Consider the following 16,267-nt stretch of genomic DNA (forward strand, 5'->3'; position numbering starts at 1 on the left):
GCTAGTCCAGCTTTCCGGGCACGATCTGCAGGTAGATCAGGGTGATCACGAAGTTCACGACGAACAGCATGAGGAACGTGATGACCACCGACTGGTTCACCGCGTCCCCGACGCCCTTGGGGCCGCCGGAGGGGTTCAGACCCCGGTAGGACGCGACGACGGCGGCGATGAACCCGAAGATCAGCGCCTTCAGCTCACCGACCCACAGGTCGGGCAGCTGGGCCAGGGCGGAGAAGCTCGCCAGGTACGCACCCGGCGTCCCGCCCTGCAGCACGACGTTGAAGAAGTAGCCGCCCAGCACGCCGATGACGCTGACCATGCCGTTGAGCAGCAACGCGACCAGCATCATCGCGAGGGTGCGCGGCACGATCAGCCGCTGCACCGCGGAGACGCCCAGCACCTCCATCGCGGCGATCTCTTCGCGGATGGTCCGCGCCCCGATGTCGGCACAGACGGCGGAGCCGCCCGCACCCGCCACCAGCAGCGCGGTGACCAGCGGACTGGCCTGCTGCACGGTGGCGAGCACGGAGCCCGCGCCGGTGTAGGACTGCGCGCCCAGCTGGCGGGCGAGCGAACCGAACTGCAGCGAGATGACCGCGCCGAAGGGGATGGCCACCAGGGCCGTCGGCAGGATCGTCACGCTCGCGATGAACCAGGCCTGCTGGATGAACTCCCGCAGCTGGAACGGGCGCTGGAAGATGCCACGAACGATGTCGAGGCCGAGGGCGAACAGGTTCCCGGTTTCGCGGAGGATGCCGATCCCGGGGATCTTCGCCTGTGAAGCGGGAGAACTCACCTGCCACCTGGCCCGTTGTTCGGCGGCGGTGGCATCCGGTGCGAGCCGCCGGGTCTCGGCTGCTGGCCGCCGGGGATGCGCGCCACCTGGTCGGCGGGCAGCTGGCCGTGGTGCTGGTTCGGGACGCCGTCACCCTGGCGGGCGCCGGCCGGGACCTGCTGCTGTTGCTGCTGCTGGGCCTGCGCGACCTGCCGCGGGCTGACGCCGTAGTGGCGCTGCTCCTCGGGGCTCAGCGAGGCGATGATGCCCTGCTGCGCGGCGTCCGGCAGCCGGTGCATGATCTCCATGACGCGGTCCTTGCGGCGGACCGCCCCCATCCGCTGCGGCACACCCGGCGTCGTCTGCATCTGCGGCGGCACGCCCGAGACGTCCTCGACACCACCCGCGTGGTGCCCGGCGTCGAACATCGCCTGCTCGGCGGCCATCTGCGCGGAGTCCTTCTCCTCGGACATCCCGATCGGGCCCTGCATCTTGCCGTTGAGGAACTGCTTGACGACCGGCTCTTCGCTGGTCAGGAGCACCTCGCGCGGGCCGAACATGACCAGTTCCTTGCGGAAGAGCATGCCCAGGTTGTCCGGCACGGTCCGGGCCAGGTTGATGTTGTGCGTGACGATCAGGAACGTCGCGTCGATCTGCGCGTTCACGTCGAGGAACAGCTGCGAGATGTAGGTCGTGCGGACCGGGTCGAGGCCGGAGTCCGGCTCGTCGACCAGGATGATCTCGGGGTCCAGCACGAGGGCGCGGGCCAGGCCGGCGCGCTTGCGCATCCCGCCGGAGATCTCGCCCGGGAGCTTCTTGTCGGCGCCGGCGAGACCGGTCATCTCGAGCTTCTCGCGCACGATCTGCCGGATCTCGGTTTCGGACTTCTTCGTGTGCTCCCGCAGCGGGAACGCGACGTTGTCGTAGAGGTTCATCGAGCCGAACAGCGCGCCGTCCTGGAAGAGGACGCCGAAGAGCTTCCGGATCTCGTAGAGCTTGTGCTCGGAGCAGGTGACGATGTCCACCCCGTTGATCACGCAGCGGCCGCGGTCGGGCTTGAGCAGCCCGATCATCGACTTGAGGAACACCGACTTACCGGTTCCCGACGGGCCGAGCATCGCCGACACCTCGCCCGGAGGCAGCGTCAACGTGACGTCCCGCCAGATGGCCTGCTTACCGAAGGACTTCGTCAGACCTTCGATGACCACCTCGGCACCCATCGCACCTCCAGGAGCTGTTCCGCGTCATTGCGCCCGCTGCCACACCCTGTCGGCGGGTGCGGGCCATGCGCCCCGAGAACCCGCGTCAACCAGGTGCAACGAGCTGAGTGCGAACAGGTTACTCACGAGTTTTCTTTTCTGGCCAGCCCCGACGGCATCGTCACCCCGCCGTGATCGCCAACTCGCAGCACGGTAGTCCAAACGGGGCAGTGGCGCAGTTTCACCCAGCCCGGAATCCACGATTTAGGGACCCGGGGCTATTCGGACACCACCCCTAGGGGGACAGACGAAAGGGGCGGGCATCCGGTGGATGCCCGCCCCTTCACGAGGTGGTGCCTAGGCGCTTGCGCGCCCGAGATCACTTGATGGAGATCTTGGCGCCCGCAGCCTCGAGCTTCTCCTTGGCGGCCTCGGCGGCCTCCTTGTCGACCTTCTCCAGGAGGGCCTTGGGAGCGGCCTCGACCAGCTCCTTGGCCTCCTTCAGGCCCAGGCCGGAGACGACCTCGCGGACGACCTTGATGACCTGGATCTTCTTGTCGCCCGCGCCCTCGAGGATGACGTCGAACTCGTCCTGCTCCTCGACCGGGGCGGCAGCGGCGGCGGCCGGGCCGGCGGCGACGGCGACCGGAGCGGCGGCGGTGACGTCGAAGACCTCTTCGAACTCCTTCACGAACTCGGACAGCTCGAGGAGGGTGAGCTCCTTGAAGGCGTCGATCAGCTCGGCGGTGCTCAGCTTCGCCATGATGGCTTCCTCTCAGAAAAACGAACTAAAAACGTTCGGGATGGGGGGTGGTTCAGCTCTCGGCGGGTGCTTCGGCTGCTTCGGTACCGGTGGCGTTGCGCTGCTTCTCCTCCAGCGCGGCAGCCAGGCGGGCGACCTGGGACGCCGGCGCCTGGAACAGCGCGGCGGCCTGGGAGAGCTTCGCCTTGAACGCGCCCGCCGCCTTGGCGAGCAGGACCTCACGGCTGTCGAGATCGGCGATCTTGTTGATCTCGTCCACGGACAGCGCTTTGCCGTCCATGTAGCCGCCCTTGATCACAAGCGCGTTGTTGTCCTTCGCGAAGTCGCGAAGCGCCTTGGCGGCGTCGACCGCTTCACCCTCGACGAAGGCGATGGCGGTCGCGCCGACGAACAGGTCCTCGAGCCCCGTGACGCCGGCGTCCGCGGCGGCACGCTTCACGAGGGTGTTCTTCGCGACCCGGTACTTGGCACTGGTGCCGAGAGCGCGGCGCAGCTGGGACAGCTGGGACACGGAGAGGCCGGTGTACTGGGTAACGACGGTGGCCGAGCTGCTGCGGAAGCTCTCCGCGATCTCGGCGACGGCCGCCACCTTGTCGGGCTTCGCCATGGTCGCCTCCTCTCTTGGCTAGTGTTTCCACTGGCCCGAAGAGCCCCCGAAACGACAAAACGCCCTCGCGCAGACAGGCGCGGGGCGTAGTACGGCACAGTGACGTGCCGAGCCTCGTTCCTCCTGCGCGGGCCGCCCGGCGATGCGGGACCTTCGTTCCTCGTGTCCGTGGGGGCACTCGGATAACCAGCGGTCTTCGGTAGAACTGGGAGTAACTATAACCCTGACCCTCGACAAGGTTTCCGCCACCCCCCTGACCTGCGTTTTGGGGCGGCGGGGGTTCCTTCTCCAGCCCCGGCGGGCATCATGGTCACGTGGCGGAGCAGCGTGATGACGGAAAGCCGGGCGCGGAAGTCGAACCGGCGGGCTCTCACACGCCCGCTACTCCTCCGCAGCCACCTGCTCAGCCATCTCAGCCGCCGATGGATCCGGCGCAGCTGGAGCAGTTCCGCCAGTTCCAGCAGTTCCAGGACTACCTGAGGTTCACCCAGGCCCAGCAGGGCAATGAGCCCGCACCGCCGCCGGGCGCCGGGCAGGTGCAGGCTTCCCAGTACGGGCAGCCGCCGGCCACGCAGTACTCCGGTGGCCAGCCACCACTGCCTCCGGGCCCGTCGCGAGAGGTGGTCCCGGCGGAGCGCCGTCCTCGCCGCCCGGCGCCGAAGTGGCTGACGTGGCTGGGCAAGAAGGTCATCGCCTGGGTACTGGCGTTCGTGGTCCTCGCGGTCGCGGGAACGTGGCTGTACAACCACTTCTTCCCCAACGACGCGGGGAAGACGTCGGAGCAGCTCGCCCAGGAGGGCGGCGGCAAGTACCACACGAACCACATCTACTCGACGAACCCGTACGAGGCCGTGCGGTTCGTCTACCACAACATCGCCCAGGGCCGGGTGGACGACGCCTGCGGCCGGTTCCAGAACGAGGGTCAGCACGACATCCAGACCCAGTTCGCCCAGGACATCGCCCAGACGTTCCGGCAGAACGCCGCGCAGACCGACTGCAAGAAGGCCGTCGAGTTCCTCTCGTCCCAGGTGACGAACAAGAACGACTACGCCGAGTCCCTGCCGTCGTACGTCTCGGAACCCCTGCCCGGAAACACCGTCACCATCGATTCCTGCGCCTTCGACATCAAGGCGGGGCCGGCATTGGGCGTCTTCACGGTCACGAAGGTCGAGAAGGACCAGTGGCTGATCACCGGCCACGCCATCGGCCCGGCGAAGTGCAGCGGCGTCCCCACCACCCCGACGCCGACGACCCGTTAACGCGGGTGCGGGGCCGACAGGAACGACACCAGGGCCTCCGAGAACGCCGGGGACATGACCGCCGTCATGTGGTCGCCGGGGATTCGGACCAACCTGGCTCCCGCGATGGCTGCCGCCAGGCGTTCGGGTTCCGCTGCCAGGACGTCCTGGTCGCCCGCCAGGACCAGGGTCGGGACGCTGATCCCCGACAGGTCCACCGCTCCCTCGCGGGACGCCATGGCCACCGCCGCCAGTGCCTTGCGGTCGCCGCCCACCGCGTCGGCCAGGAGGCGGAACGGGACTCCCGATGGCGGGACCGTGGTCGGGTCTTCCGCCAGCAGGGCCGAGGCGATGTCGGCCGGCTTGACGACGCGCAGGTCCACCCCGCCGAAGTCGACGATGCCCGAGCCCACTCCGCCCGTGGCCAGGCAGCGGATGCGCTTGTCGGCCGCCGTTGCCGCCAGGGCGATGATCGCGCCCATCGAGTAGCCGACCATCGAGACCTCGTCCAGGGCCAGCTCGTCCAGCAGTGCTGAGACGTCGTGCGCCATCGTGGCCTCGGTGTAGCGGGACTCGTCGTGCGGTTTCTCGGAACGGCCGTGGCCGCGGGCGTCCAGCGAGACGACCGTGAAACCGGCCTTGCGCAGGGCCGCGACGACGCCGGTCGAGATCCAGTTCGCGTTCGTGTCGGCCGCGAAGCCGTGCTGCAGCAGCACCGGGCGGACGGCGGCTTCGCCCTCCCACACGGTGTAGTTCAGCTGGAGCCCGTCGAACGACGCGAATGTCGGCATGCCGTCAATAAGACACGAAGAAAGGGCGCCCCCGCAGCAAGCGGGAGCGCCCTTTCTGGTGATGTCCGACTCAGACGTTCGCGTCCTCGGAAAGGAGGTTGCGGGTCCGCAGCGGGTCGACCGGGATGCCCGGGCCCATCGTCGTGGTGAAGGTGACCTTCTTCAGGTAACGGCCCTTCGCCGACGACGGCTTGGCGCGGAGGATCTCGTCCAGCGCCGCCGCGTAGTTCTCGACCAGCTTCTCGGTGTCGAAGGAAGCCTTGCCGATCACCAGGTGCAGGTTGGCCTGCTTGTCGACGCGGAAGTTGATCTTACCGCCCTTGATGTCCTGAACCGCCTTCGTGACCGCGGGGGTCACGGTGCCGGTCTTCGGGTTCGGCATCAGGCCACGCGGGCCGAGGATGCGGGCGATGCGGCCCACCTTGGCCATCTGGTCCGGCGTCGCGATCGCGGCGTCGAAGTCGAGCCAGCCACCCTGGATGCGCTCGATCAGCTCGTCGGTGCCGACCGCGTCCGCGCCGGCGGCCTCGGCCTCGGCGGCCTTGTCACCGACGGCGAAGACGATGACGCGAGCGGTCTTACCGGTGCCGTGCGGCAGGTTCACGGTGCCGCGGACCATCTGGTCGGCCTTGCGCGGGTCCACACCGAGACGCATCGCGACCTCGACGGTCGCGTCCATCTTGGTCTTGGAGGTCTCCTTCGCCAGCTTCGCGGCGTCGAGGGGCGCGTACAGCCGCGCCTTGTCGATCAGCTCCGCAGCCTGGCGGTATGCCTTGCTGTGCTTGGTCATGCTTCTGTCCTTAACTTCTCAAAACGGATCAGTGTGGTGACGAGCCGCACCGGGCTCTCCCACGTACTGCTGTGCTGCAGACGTCAGGCGTCGACGACCGTGATGCCCATGGAGCGGGCGGTGCCGGCGATGATCTTCGCGGCCTGGTCGATGTCGTGCGCGTTGAGGTCGGTCTCCTTGGTCTTGGCGATCTCGCGGACCTGGTCCCAAGTGACCTTGGCGACCTTGGTCTTGTGCGGCTCGCCGGAGCCCTTCTCGACACCAGCGGCCTTGAGCAGCAGGCGCGCGGCCGGCGGCGTCTTCAGCTTGAAGTCGAACGACCGGTCTTCGTACACGGAGATCTCGACCGGGACGACGTCCCCACGCTGCGACTCGGTCGCGGCGTTGTAGGCCTTGCAGAACTCCATGATGTTGACGCCGTGCTGACCCAGGGCCGGGCCGACCGGCGGAGCGGGGTTGGCCGCGCCCGCCTTGATCTGCAGCTTGATGATCGCCGCAAGCTTCTTCTTCTTGGGTGGCATTTCTTTTCCTGTCCTGTACTACGTTCCCCGCGTACCTGCCGTGGACGTGGGGACTGCGGCCGCGCTGCAGCCGTCAGATCTTGGAGACCTGCGTGAACGACAGCTCGACCGGGGTCTCCCGGCCGAAGATCGACACCAGGACCTTCAGCTTCTGCCCATCGACGTTGACCTCGGAGATCGTCGCCGGGAGCGTGGCGAACGGGCCGTCCATGACGGTGACCGACTCGCCGATCTCGAAGTCGACCTCGACGGCCGGGCCACCGAGCGGGGCCGCGGTCGTGCCGGACTCGCCCTTGCCGCCCTTCGCGGGGGCTTCGCTCTCGACCTTCGGGGCGAGGAACTTCAGCACCTCGTCCACGGTCAGCGGCGAGGGCCGCGAGGTGGCGCCGACGAACCCGGTGACACCCGGCGTGTTGCGCACCGCGCTCCACGAGGCGTCGTTCAGGTCCATCCGGACCAGGATGTAGCCGGGCAGCACCTTGCGCTGTACCTGCTTGCGCTGGCCGTTCTTGATCTCGGTGACCTCTTCGGTCGGGACCTCGATCTGGAAGATGTAGTCCTCGACGTCCAGGGTCGTGGTCCGGGTCTCGAGGTTGGTCTTCACCTTGTTCTCGTACCCGGCGTAGGAGTGCACGACGTACCACTCGCCGGGGGCGGCGACCAGCTCGGCGCGCAGCGTGGCGACGGGGTCGTCGTCCACCGCGGGCTCGGCCTCGGCGTCGTCGGCCACCTCGTCGGTGACGTCGGTTTCCTCGGAGGCGGCTTCGTCGACCTCTTCGGCTTCGGGCACGTCGACGGGCTCCAGGTGCTCGGACTCCTCGTCACCGAGTGCCGCGTGCACCTGCTCGTCGGAAAGCTCGGTCAGCTCCTGACCGGCTGCTGTGCCGTTGTCGGAGGTCACGTTCCGTCCTCTCAGTTGATCATTGCCGGGGTCAGGCCGGGACCTGAGCCCCTATCGGCGCGCGCCGAAGCGCGTCAGCCGAAGACGTGGCCGATGCCCCACTTGAACAGCAGGTCCAGGCCACTCACCAGGGCCACCATGAACACCACGAAGACCAGCACGACCGCGGTGTAGGTGACCATCTGCTTGCGGTTGGGCCAGATGACCTTGCGCAGCTCCGCCCACACCTCGCGGATGAAGCGCACCAGCCGCGCGAACACGGAGGCCTTCTTCGGCTTCTGGTCCCGCTTGGGAGTCGCCGCGCCCTTCGCGTCGGAGGCGGTCTTCTCCCCCGACTTCCCGGCCGGCCGGGTCTTGTCGTCCGCACGTGCCGCGGACTTGCCCGCCGGACGAGCGGTCGCGCGGCGCTCACGCCGGGCAGCAGCTGTGACGGGACGGGACTGGCTCTCGGGCTTCTGCCCGGTGCCGTCCTGCTCCTGCTCGCCGCCGCTGGCGTCGCTGTCGCTCACGACCACTCCTTCGCTCCACCAGTTCCGTTACGCAGGGGTGACAGGACTTGAACCTGCAACCTGCGGTTTTGGAGACCGCTGCTCTGCCAATTGAGCTACACCCCTGTGAGGCTCCGACTGCTCGGAGCCCCCGTGGACGCCTTCCAGCATCCCCACCATCCAGGCGGGGATGACCGTAGTGCTTTCCAAGTCCCGAAGTCTACGGCAAGCCTCACGGGAGCCCGCAACCGCGCCCCCCGATCAACCGCCGAACCCCGGTCGGCCTGCGGAAAACCTCCCCGCCGACCTGGTGATCATGCCAGGATGTCCGCCATGACGAGCAACCCGGTGAGCGGGACACGGCTCGGGCTCGCCCTGCCCCAGTACGGCGCACTCGCCGACCCCGCCGCCGTCGCGCGCTTCGCCGTCGCCGCGGAGGAGCTCGGCTTCGGGTCCCTGTGGGTCGGCGACCGGATCCTGACGCCGCTCGAGCCGTCCGATCTCTACCCGGGCGGCGGGACGCCGGAGCACCCGTACCCGGAGGAGTTCAAGACCTTCGCCGACCCGTTCACGACGCTGGCGACGGCGGCCGCGGTGACGAGCACGGTCCGCTTGGGGATGAGCGCCCTGACCGGGCCGGTCTATTCCCCCGTCCTGCTCGCCAGGGCGCTGACCTCGCTCGACCTCGCCAGCGCGGGACGGCTGGACGTCGGCCTCGGGCTCGGCTGGCTGCGCGAGGAGTACTTCGCGACGGGCGTGCCGTGGGAGGGTCGTGGCAACCGGCTCGACGAGGTGCTCGACGCGCTCGAGGCGATCTGGACCGGTGACCCGGTGGCGCACGACGGCCCGCAGTGGCGGATCGCGCCGTCGACGGTCGGCCTGCGCCCGGCGCAGGACCCGCGGCCGCCGGTGCTGCTCGCCGGGTTCGCGCCGCCGGCACTGGCCCGGATCGGCCGCCGCGCGGACGGCTGGCTGGCCGGCTGGATGCCCCGGCAGTACCTGCAGGCCCTCTGGGCGGTGGCGCTCGAAACGGCCGAAAAAGCCGGCCGTGACCCCGGCACCCTGCGGCGGGTACTGCGGATCAACCCGCGCGCGGGCACCGGGGTCGAGTCGGTCGCGGACGTCCTGCCGTGCTTGGACGTGGCCCGCGAAGAGGGCATCACGGAGGTGCTGGTCGATCTGCACTACGTCGCGAAGGACGTCGACCACGCACTGGAGCTGGCCGGCGAACTGACCGGCTGAGCCCCTAGGACTCGCTGTCGGCGAGTGCGGCGAGCGCCTGCGCCTTGGCCGCGTACTTCCAGTTGGCGAGGTCGCGGATCGTCTTGATCTTCAGCTCGGCGAGCAGTTCGTCGTGCTTCGGCGTGAGCCCCTCGAGCGCGGACGGCGGGGCGTCCAGCAGCTCCTTGATCGACTTGTCCTCGTAAGCCTTGTCGACGAGCTTGTTCAGGTTCAGGCCCACAGCGCTATTCCTGCCTTTCTCGGTTCGGCTTTCTCGAGCGGCCCCACCCTCGCCGTGATCGGCGTCTCACGCAACCCTCGTTCCCTCACTCAGGTTCACCCGCACAAAGCCGGTTAGTTCTAGTACAGTTAGAACTATGTTGGTCCGCATCGACCCGGGTTCGCCCGTCCCGCTCTTCGAACAGGTGGCGGCGTCGATCCGCCGCGCCCTCGCCGGGGGCAGCCCGGCGCGGGGTGAACAGCTGCCGCCGGCCCGTGAGCTGGCGGCGTCGCTCGAGATCAACGTCCACACCGTGCTGCGGGCGTACGCGCTGCTGCGCGACGAAGGCCTCATCGACCTGCGGCGACGGCGTGGTGCCGTCGTGCTCGGCGACGCACCGTCGCGGGCACGGCTGACCGAGCTCGTCGCGGAGCTGGTCGACGAAGCGAAACGTGCGGGCGTCGGCCCGGACGAGCTCACCGGGGTGATCAAGGAGAAGTACTCATGAACAAGCTGATCCGGGTCCTGGTCGCGACGGCGGTGCTGCCGGGTGCGGTCCTGGCCGTCGCCGCCGTCCTCGCGAACGCGTGGCGGGACCGGCTGCCCGATCCCATCGCTACGCACTGGAACGACGGGCCGAACAGCGCCAACTCCCTCGGGCTGTTCGTCACCGTGTGCCTGGTGCTCGGCGCGGTCGTGACCGCGGTCGTGGCGGTCATCGCCGTCGCCGGGCTGCGCAACGGGCGGCCACTGCCGCGTCCGTCCGTCGGGCTCGGCGCCGGGCTCGCCGCGATGCCGTCCGCCGTCCTGCTGTCGACGCTCGCGCTGAACCTCGACGTGCCGGACTGGCACGCGGCCCGCGGGGGCGCTCTCGTCCTGCTCTTCCTGCTGGGTGTGGCGGTGCTGGGCGTCGTGGCGGCGTTCGTCGGCGGCCTGCCCACGCCGGCCCGCGAGCACGCGGCCGGGGCGTACCGGCCGAGTGTCGGGCTCCAGCCGGGCCAGCGGGCGTTCTGGTCGGGCCGGGCGTCGAACCCGGTGATGCTCTGGGCGCTACTGGCGATCCCGGTCGCGATCGCTTTCCTGCCCGCCGGGCTCCCGTGGCCGACGGCCGTCTGGATCGGCTTCGTCGGCGCGGTGGTCACGGCGTTGACGTACCGGCTGCGGGCGAAGGTGGACGCCACGGGCGTGACGATCCGCTTCGGCCTCCTCGGCTTCCCGTGGCGGCACCTCGAACTGGGCGGCATCCGCGAGGCCACCGTGCGCGAGCTGACGACGTTCGGCGACGGCGGGCTCGGCCTCCGCTTCAACGCGGTGACCGGCACGACGGCGTACAAGGTGCGCGGCGGCCCGGCCCTGGCGCTGACCCTGGAGAACGGCCGGACGGTGCTGGTGAGCGTCGACGACCCGGAGACCGGCGCCGGCCTGGTGAACGACCTGATCGCGCAGGGCGTCACCCGGATTGACTAGGTCCGCGGGGCACGCGGCCCGGTAGAAACGGACGAGTGGCGAAAAAGAGCGGTGGGGGCGGCTGTCTCGTGGTCGTGCTCGTGGTCGGGTTGCTGATCTTCGGGTACTACAAGTGGCAGCACGGTTCGTCGGCGGCGCCGCCGGACGGTGACGACACCGGCGGCGGCAGCGGCCGCTACGTCGCGCTGGGGGACTCGTACACGTCCTCGCCGCGCACCGGGCGGCAGTCGGGCACCCCGGTGGGCTGCGAACGGTCCGACGACAACTACCCGCACCTCGTGTCGGCGAAGCTGAAGCCGGCCGAGTTCGCCGACGTCAGCTGCGGCGGCGCGACCACCGCGAGCCTCACCGCCGCGCAGAAGACGTCGAACGGCACGAACCCGCCCCAGCTGGACGCGGTGACCGGGAAGACGACGCTGGTGACCCTCGGCATCGGCGGCAACGACGTCGGCTTCCTGGCGCTGGCGCCCACCTGCGCGACGGCGCACCCGTCCGCGTCACCCTGCAAGGACCGGCTGACCGCGGGCGGGCACGACCAGCTCGCCGAGCGGATCGACGCCACCGCGCCGAAGCTGGGCGCGGTGCTCGACAAGATCCACACCAAGGCCCCGCGGGCGAAGGTGGTGCTGGTCGGCTACCCGACGGTCCTGCCCGACGGCGACGGCTGCTGGCCCGCCCTGCCCCTCGGCGCGGGCGACGTCGCGTACTTCCGCGACACGCTGGGCAAGCTGAACGCGATGCTCGAGGACCAGGCGAAGGCCCACCGCGCGGGCTACGCGGACACGGCGACCCCCGGCAAGGGCCACGACGTCTGCACGGCGTCGGACAAGCGCTGGGTGGAGGGCATCATCCCGGCCTCGCCCGCCGCCCCGCTGCACCCGAACGCCCGCGGCGAGCAGGGCATGGCCGACGCCGTGGTGTCCCTGCTGAAGCTGCCGTAGCGGTCCGTGAAGGCCACATTGAGGGACTCTGAGTCCCTCAATGTGGCCTTCACGGACCTCAAACGCGGATCAGGGCTTGGGGCTTGCCGAGCACGGTCTTGCCGTCGGACTTCACCACGAGGTCGATGCGGGCGATGCCGTCGTCCTGCAGCGCGCCGACCTTGCCGGTGATCTCGACGACCGCGCCTTCCGGCGTGTTCGGGACCACGACCGGGCGGGTGAAGCGCGCGCTGAAGTCGACCAGGCGGCCCGGGTCGCCGAGCCAGTCCGTGACCACACGGCCGGCCACCGCCATCGTGAGCATGCCGTGCGCGATGACGTCGGGGAGGCCGACCTCCTTCGCGAACGCCTCGTTCCAGTGGATCGGGTTGAAGTCCAGCGCCGCTCCGGCGTAGCGCACCAGCTGGTCGCGGGTGATCCGGACCTCGATGGCGGCCAGTTCGTCTCCGACGTTCACGCGTCCTCCCCCCGCACCACGAGCTGCGCGCGCGTGGTGGCGATGTGCCCGCCGTCGGCGTCGGTGATCTCGGCGCGCAGGTTGATGAAGTCGTTGCCGGCCCGGGCCATGATCCGGTCGATGTGCGTCGTCAGCAGCAGCACGTCACCGGCGTGGGCCGGACGGGTGTAGCTGAACTGCTGGTCGCCGTGGACCATCCGCGAGTAGTCGAGACCGAGCTCGGGGTCCATGACGATCGAGTTGATCGACGCGAGGTTGATGATCGTGAGGAACGTCGGGGGCGCGATGACGTCCGGGTGACCGGCGGCTTTCGCTGCGTCGACATCCCGGTAGACCGGGTTCTGGTCGCCGATCGCGTCGGCGAACTCCCGGATCTTCTCCCGGCTCACTTCGTAGCTGGTCTGCGGCGGGTAAACCCGCCCGGTGAACGACTCGTCCAAGGGCACGCCGACGAGGCTACCAACAGCAAAGAGCCGCCCCGGTGGTCCAGGGCGGCTCTTCGAAGCTGGTGCGAACGCGCTACGCGGTCAGCGGGTTTCCTTGTGCGTCCGGTGCGTACCGCAGTTCGGGCAGAACTTCTTCATCTCCAGGCGATCCGGGTTGTTGCGCCGGTTCTTCTTGGTGATGTAGTTGCGGTGCTTGCACTCTTCGCACGCCAGCGTGATCTTGGGTCGCACGTCGGTGGCAGCCACAGCGTTTCCTTCTCTCTCAGGTCCCGGGGGCCAGCCCCAGTCGTTACCGCGTAGCGGTGGCCGGACTTGAACCGGCGACACAGCGATTATGAGCCGCTTGCTCTGCCAACTGAGCTACACCGCCCTTACATGACCCAAGCCGCGACACGCAGGCGTGACGCGGCTGAGGTCGTGAGCCCCTTTACGGAATCGAACCGTAGACCTTCTCCTTACCATGGAGACGCTCTGCCGACTGAGCTAAAGGGGCCTGGCCTCTCGCGAGGACTTGGAAAGATTACCAAGTCCCTTCACCCCGTCGTGCAACCGGGGTCCCGAAAGAGCAAAACCTCAGGTCAGCAGGGTCAGCACGGTCTCCGAGTGCCGCCCCGGCGAGCGCGCGGTGCGGGCCTGCAGCCACGCCTCCAGGCGGTCCTCCGGCAGCGGCCGCGAGATGAGGTAGCCCTGGGCGACGTCACAGCCCATCGCCTCGAGCTGGTCGCGCGCGACGTCCTCTTCGACGCCTTCGGCGACCACCGTCAGGCCGAGCGAGTGCCCCAGCTCGACGATCGAGCGGACCACGGCCAGGTCACCGAGGTCGGTGCCCATGCCGAGGACGAAGCTCTTGTCGATCTTGACCTGGTCGACCGGCAGCTGCCGCAGGTAGGCCAGCGACGAGTACCCGGTGCCGAAGTCGTCCACCGCGAGCGTGATGCCCAGCGAGTGCAGCTCGCGCAGGATCGGCAACGCCTTCTGCGGGTCGGACATCACGCCGGACTCGGTCAGCTCGAACGTCAGCAGCTCGGGCGGGATGCCCACGCGGTCCAGCTCGCGGGCGACCTTGTTCGGGAAGTCCTCGTCGGCGAGGTTGCGCACCGACAGGTTGACCGCCACCGAGATCCGCAGGCCCTCGTCGAGCCACTTGCGGCAGCGCTTCAGGGCCTCGCCGAGCACGAACGACGTCAGCACGCCGATCAGGCCGGCCGCCTCGATGGCCGGGACGAACTCGTCCGGGCCGAGCCTGCCGAACTCCGGGTGCACCCAGCGGACGAGCGCCTCGACGCCCTGGACCTGCCGGTTCGGCAGGGTGATCTTGGGCTGGTAGTGGACGCTGACCTGGCCGTCCTCGAGGGACTGCCGGAACTGCGTGACCATCTGGAAGCGGCGCAGGAAGATCTGGCCCATGCTCGGCACGTAGCCGCGGACCTCTTCGCCGCCCTTGGTAGCGCGAACAGCGACGTCGGCCCGCTGGAGCAGGCCTTCGATGTCGACGGGGTCGACGGCCTCTTCGGGCGTCGTCGTCGCGTAGCCGATCATCGCGTTGGCCTCGACCGAAAGCCGGTCGACCGGGTACGGCGCGGACAGCTCCTCGCGCAGCCGTTCCGCCGCGTGGTGGGCGTCCTCCGGCGCGCAGCCGACGAGCAGCGCCGCGAACGACGCGCCTTCCAGGCGGGCCAGCGGGACGTCGGGGCCGAGCGCGTCGCGGATGCGGCGGCCGGCGGCGATGACCATCCGGTCGGCCCAGGCGTAACCCAGCGCGTCGGAGACGGTCGAGAAGACGTCGAGGTCGATCCGCAGCACCACGGCGTTCGCGAAGTCCCGCAACGGCTCCTTCGCCACCTGCCGGAAGCCCGGCCGGTTGAGGTGCCCGGTGAGCGGGTCGTGGTAGGCGTCGTGGCGCAGGGTCGCGAGCAGCCGCCGGTTGTCCAGCGACGTCGCGAGGTGGCTGGCCATCGTGCCGAGCAGCTGGACGTCGTACTTGCCGAACCCGCGCCAGCGGGACAGCCGGTCGTGCGCCTCGACCACGCCGAGCAGCTGGTTCGCGCTGCGCAGCGGGACGACGAGCGCCTCCTGCGCGCCGCGGTCGAGCAGCGCGGCGCGGACGTCCGGGTTGGCTTCGGTGATCCGGAAGTGCCGGACGTGCGCGCCGGGCAGGCGCAGCAGCGGGTCGTCGGCGCCCGGGTCGGCGGCCGGCAGCTCGTCGCCGGCGACGACGACGCGCATGGTGTCCTTCGGCTCCAGCCGCAGCCGCAGCACGACGCGGCCGGCGGCGAGCTGGTCCTTGATGCGCTCGGCGATCGTGGCCCACTCGCGGACGTCGACGCCGCCGACGAGCTCGTCGGCCCGGCTGGCCGGGCGCGCCGCGGCCTGCTGGCCGGAGCGGGCGACCATCAGGCTGACGTCCGAGAGCGCCTCCATGTCCCGCTGCTCGCGCAGCAGGTCGGAGTAGGCCCAGTAGAGCGCGGTGAGGCCGAGGAAGACGGCGAGCACCAGCGGCCACGCCTTGGGCGTGTTCGAGATGACGAGGTACCCGGAGAGGCCGACCGACGCGTTGACGAACCCGACGACCAGGATCCGCGCGGTGAGCCGGACGGCGGTGCTGACGCGCATCCGACGGCGCAGCACGCGCACCGCGGCCAGCGCGAGCAGCGTGCTGACGAGCGGCGCGGTCAGCGTGCCGGCGAGCGCGGCGACCCACGGGATCTCGCTGCCCGATCCGGCGCCGACGGCGACCTTCACCAGGCCGGCGACCGCGAAGGCGCCGGTGATCTCGAGCAGGAACGCGCCCGCGTTGTAGAGGACACGGCCGGCGACCTTGCGCGCGAGCAGCGTCCCGATGCCGGCGACCAGGTGCGCGGCCAGCACGACCTCGAACGGCGCGATGAAGAAGCCGATGACGAGCGGGATCTCGGTGAAGGAGATGGTCCACGAGATGCCGCTGCGGACGTCGACGTTGATGCCGAGCTGCTCGGCGAGCAGGAACGCGACCGCGAGCACCGGGCCGATCCAGAGCAGCTTGCTGTCCCAGTGGAACGGCAGCCACGAGCCGACCGCGAACGCGGCGACGAGCCCCAGGCTCAGTACCGCGAAGGTGTAGGCGCGGAACCGGCGTTCGTCGGTCCGTGCCTCGACGGAGGCCGCGGGGATCGGCGCGGTCGCGGGACCGCCCGGCCCGGGCTGCGCGACGGCGTCGCCGTGCGCGGTGGTCTCCGGCATCCGTTCTTCCCTCCCGGATTGCCCACGGTCGCTGATCCGTGACGTCAGGTGTGGACAAGGGCCATACCGTACCCCGTAGGGCGTACTCATGTCCCTTTCGAGACAGTAGGAGATCACCCCAGGGTTAACAATGCCTCGATAGCGCTGACCTGCGTGGACCAAGGGGTGAAACATCTGGTGCGGGGGCCGCGACCCCTTCCCGGGAGGTTCTGTACGCATTCCC

19 protein-coding genes and 3 tRNA genes are annotated in these 16,267 nt (G+C 69.5%); 5 read left to right on the forward strand and 17 right to left on the reverse strand.

Going from position 1 to position 16,267, the window contains the following annotated elements; translation table 11 throughout:
• Position 1: 1 nt before the first annotated feature.
• From ACIOD2_RS17875 to rplJ, 4 genes are all read right to left on the reverse strand, one after another.
• Positions 2–796, reverse strand: coding sequence for an ABC transporter permease (locus ACIOD2_RS17875; protein ID WP_323329492.1), 795 nt, complete (start codon positions 794–796; stop codon positions 2–4).
• Positions 793–1,995 carry an ABC transporter ATP-binding protein gene (locus tag ACIOD2_RS17880; protein ID WP_400539082.1) on the reverse strand — a complete coding sequence of 401 codons (1,203 nt, stop codon included), beginning with the start codon at positions 1,993–1,995 and terminating at the stop codon, positions 793–795. The genes ACIOD2_RS17875 and ACIOD2_RS17880 overlap by 4 nt, the downstream gene beginning before the upstream one ends.
• Before the next feature lie 358 nt (positions 1,996–2,353).
• Positions 2,354–2,737, reverse strand: a complete 384-nt coding sequence (gene rplL, locus ACIOD2_RS17885) for a 50S ribosomal protein L7/L12 (protein WP_284747833.1) — start codon at positions 2,735–2,737, stop codon at positions 2,354–2,356.
• 52 nt (positions 2,738–2,789) lie between these two features.
• Positions 2,790–3,344, reverse strand: a complete 555-nt coding sequence (rplJ, locus tag ACIOD2_RS17890; protein ID WP_400539084.1) for a 50S ribosomal protein L10 — start codon at positions 3,342–3,344, stop codon at positions 2,790–2,792.
• A 422-nt stretch (positions 3,345–3,766) separates the two neighbouring features.
• On the opposite strand from rplJ, the gene ACIOD2_RS17895 reads away from it, so the two are divergent.
• Positions 3,767–4,603: a hypothetical protein gene (locus tag ACIOD2_RS17895; protein ID WP_400539086.1), complete on the forward strand. Its 837-nt coding sequence runs from the start codon at positions 3,767–3,769 to the stop codon at positions 4,601–4,603.
• Here ACIOD2_RS17895 and ACIOD2_RS17900 read toward each other — a convergent pair.
• The 6 genes from ACIOD2_RS17900 to ACIOD2_RS17925 form a co-directional block, all read right to left on the reverse strand.
• Positions 4,600–5,373, reverse strand: a complete 774-nt coding sequence (locus ACIOD2_RS17900) for an alpha/beta fold hydrolase (RefSeq protein ID WP_400539088.1) — start codon at positions 5,371–5,373, stop codon at positions 4,600–4,602. The two genes, ACIOD2_RS17895 and ACIOD2_RS17900, sit on opposite strands and share 4 nt — an antisense overlap.
• A gap of 70 nt (positions 5,374–5,443) precedes the next feature.
• Entirely contained in the window at positions 5,444–6,163 is a 720-nt protein-coding gene (gene rplA / locus ACIOD2_RS17905; protein ID WP_323329487.1) for a 50S ribosomal protein L1, read from the reverse strand.
• An 83-nt stretch (positions 6,164–6,246) separates the two neighbouring features.
• Positions 6,247–6,684 carry a 50S ribosomal protein L11 gene (rplK, locus tag ACIOD2_RS17910; RefSeq protein WP_003079266.1) on the reverse strand — a complete coding sequence of 146 codons (438 nt, stop codon included), beginning with the start codon at positions 6,682–6,684 and terminating at the stop codon, positions 6,247–6,249.
• A 73-nt stretch (positions 6,685–6,757) separates the two neighbouring features.
• On the reverse strand, positions 6,758–7,585 hold the full coding sequence (gene nusG, locus ACIOD2_RS17915; RefSeq protein ID WP_400539091.1) for a transcription termination/antitermination protein NusG: 828 nt from the start codon (positions 7,583–7,585) through the stop codon (positions 6,758–6,760).
• Positions 7,586–7,659: 74 nt separating this feature from the next.
• Positions 7,660–8,100, reverse strand: coding sequence for a preprotein translocase subunit SecE (secE, locus tag ACIOD2_RS17920; protein WP_400539093.1), 441 nt, complete (start codon positions 8,098–8,100; stop codon positions 7,660–7,662).
• Between the two features lie 26 nt (positions 8,101–8,126).
• A tRNA-Trp gene (locus ACIOD2_RS17925) sits at positions 8,127–8,199 on the reverse strand.
• A gap of 207 nt (positions 8,200–8,406) precedes the next feature.
• Between ACIOD2_RS17925 and ACIOD2_RS17930 the strand changes: the two genes are divergently transcribed.
• On the forward strand, positions 8,407–9,315 hold the full coding sequence (locus tag ACIOD2_RS17930; RefSeq protein WP_400539095.1) for a TIGR03619 family F420-dependent LLM class oxidoreductase: 909 nt from the start codon (positions 8,407–8,409) through the stop codon (positions 9,313–9,315).
• Positions 9,316–9,319: 4 nt separating this feature from the next.
• Here the strand turns inward: ACIOD2_RS17930 and ACIOD2_RS17935 are convergent, their stop codons facing one another.
• A complete protein-coding gene (locus ACIOD2_RS17935; protein ID WP_257921896.1) occupies positions 9,320–9,535 on the reverse strand; it encodes a hypothetical protein in 216 nt (71 codons plus the stop codon).
• 136 nt (positions 9,536–9,671) lie between these two features.
• Here ACIOD2_RS17935 and ACIOD2_RS17940 point away from each other — a divergent pair, with 136 nt between their 5' ends.
• Genes ACIOD2_RS17940 through ACIOD2_RS17950 form a run of 3 tightly spaced genes read left to right on the forward strand, consistent with a single transcriptional unit; the run spans position 9,672 to position 11,922 of the window.
• On the forward strand, positions 9,672–10,022 hold the full coding sequence (locus ACIOD2_RS17940; protein ID WP_323329483.1) for a GntR family transcriptional regulator: 351 nt from the start codon (positions 9,672–9,674) through the stop codon (positions 10,020–10,022).
• Positions 10,019–10,981, forward strand: a complete 963-nt coding sequence (locus ACIOD2_RS17945; protein ID WP_400539098.1) for a hypothetical protein — start codon at positions 10,019–10,021, stop codon at positions 10,979–10,981. Before ACIOD2_RS17940 ends, ACIOD2_RS17945 begins: the two co-directional genes overlap by 4 nt.
• A 35-nt stretch (positions 10,982–11,016) precedes the next feature.
• Positions 11,017–11,922 (forward strand): SGNH/GDSL hydrolase family protein, encoded by a 906-nt coding sequence (locus ACIOD2_RS17950; RefSeq protein ID WP_400539100.1) that lies wholly within the window; start codon positions 11,017–11,019, stop codon positions 11,920–11,922.
• Between the two features lie 58 nt (positions 11,923–11,980).
• On the opposite strand, the gene ACIOD2_RS17955 is transcribed toward ACIOD2_RS17950, so the two are convergent.
• From ACIOD2_RS17955 to ACIOD2_RS17980, 6 genes are all read right to left on the reverse strand, one after another.
• Positions 11,981–12,379: a MaoC family dehydratase gene (locus ACIOD2_RS17955; RefSeq protein WP_400539102.1), complete on the reverse strand. Its 399-nt coding sequence runs from the start codon at positions 12,377–12,379 to the stop codon at positions 11,981–11,983.
• Positions 12,376–12,825 carry a MaoC family dehydratase N-terminal domain-containing protein gene (locus ACIOD2_RS17960; protein WP_400539104.1) on the reverse strand — a complete coding sequence of 150 codons (450 nt, stop codon included), beginning with the start codon at positions 12,823–12,825 and terminating at the stop codon, positions 12,376–12,378. The genes ACIOD2_RS17955 and ACIOD2_RS17960 overlap by 4 nt, the downstream gene beginning before the upstream one ends.
• A gap of 81 nt (positions 12,826–12,906) precedes the next feature.
• Positions 12,907–13,071 (reverse strand): 50S ribosomal protein L33, encoded by a 165-nt coding sequence (rpmG, locus tag ACIOD2_RS17965; RefSeq protein ID WP_005152047.1) that lies wholly within the window; start codon positions 13,069–13,071, stop codon positions 12,907–12,909.
• Between the two features lie 51 nt (positions 13,072–13,122).
• Positions 13,123–13,195, reverse strand: a tRNA-Met gene (locus tag ACIOD2_RS17970).
• Between the two features lie 50 nt (positions 13,196–13,245).
• A tRNA-Thr gene (locus tag ACIOD2_RS17975) sits at positions 13,246–13,318 on the reverse strand.
• Between the two features lie 80 nt (positions 13,319–13,398).
• Positions 13,399–16,044 (reverse strand): putative bifunctional diguanylate cyclase/phosphodiesterase, encoded by a 2,646-nt coding sequence (locus ACIOD2_RS17980; RefSeq protein WP_400539107.1) that lies wholly within the window; start codon positions 16,042–16,044, stop codon positions 13,399–13,401.
• Positions 16,045–16,267: the final 223 nt, after the last annotated feature.

Origin of the sequence: Amycolatopsis sp. NPDC088138, from assembly GCF_044741685.1 — a bacterium.
GTDB lineage: Bacteria > Actinomycetota > Actinomycetes > Mycobacteriales > Pseudonocardiaceae > Amycolatopsis.

Coding starts and splice junctions, on each gene's coding strand:
- ACIOD2_RS17900 (WP_400539088.1), bottom strand. CDS start 5,373: ATGCCGACATTCGCGTCGTTCGACGGGCTCCAGCTGAACTACACCGTG.
- ACIOD2_RS17895 (WP_400539086.1), top strand. CDS start 3,767: ATGGATCCGGCGCAGCTGGAGCAGTTCCGCCAGTTCCAGCAGTTCCAG.
- ACIOD2_RS17940 (WP_323329483.1), top strand. CDS start 9,672: ATGTTGGTCCGCATCGACCCGGGTTCGCCCGTCCCGCTCTTCGAACAG.
- ACIOD2_RS17930 (WP_400539095.1), top strand. CDS start 8,407: ATGACGAGCAACCCGGTGAGCGGGACACGGCTCGGGCTCGCCCTGCCC.
- rplK (WP_003079266.1), bottom strand. CDS start 6,684: ATGCCACCCAAGAAGAAGAAGCTTGCGGCGATCATCAAGCTGCAGATC.
- rplJ (WP_400539084.1), bottom strand. CDS start 3,344: ATGGCGAAGCCCGACAAGGTGGCGGCCGTCGCCGAGATCGCGGAGAGC.
- ACIOD2_RS17945 (WP_400539098.1), top strand. CDS start 10,019: ATGAACAAGCTGATCCGGGTCCTGGTCGCGACGGCGGTGCTGCCGGGT.
- rplA (WP_323329487.1), bottom strand. CDS start 6,163: ATGACCAAGCACAGCAAGGCATACCGCCAGGCTGCGGAGCTGATCGAC.
- ACIOD2_RS17880 (WP_400539082.1), bottom strand. CDS start 1,995: ATGGGTGCCGAGGTGGTCATCGAAGGTCTGACGAAGTCCTTCGGTAAG.
- ACIOD2_RS17980 (WP_400539107.1), bottom strand. CDS start 16,044: ATGCCGGAGACCACCGCGCACGGCGACGCCGTCGCGCAGCCCGGGCCG.
- rplL (WP_284747833.1), bottom strand. CDS start 2,737: ATGGCGAAGCTGAGCACCGCCGAGCTGATCGACGCCTTCAAGGAGCTC.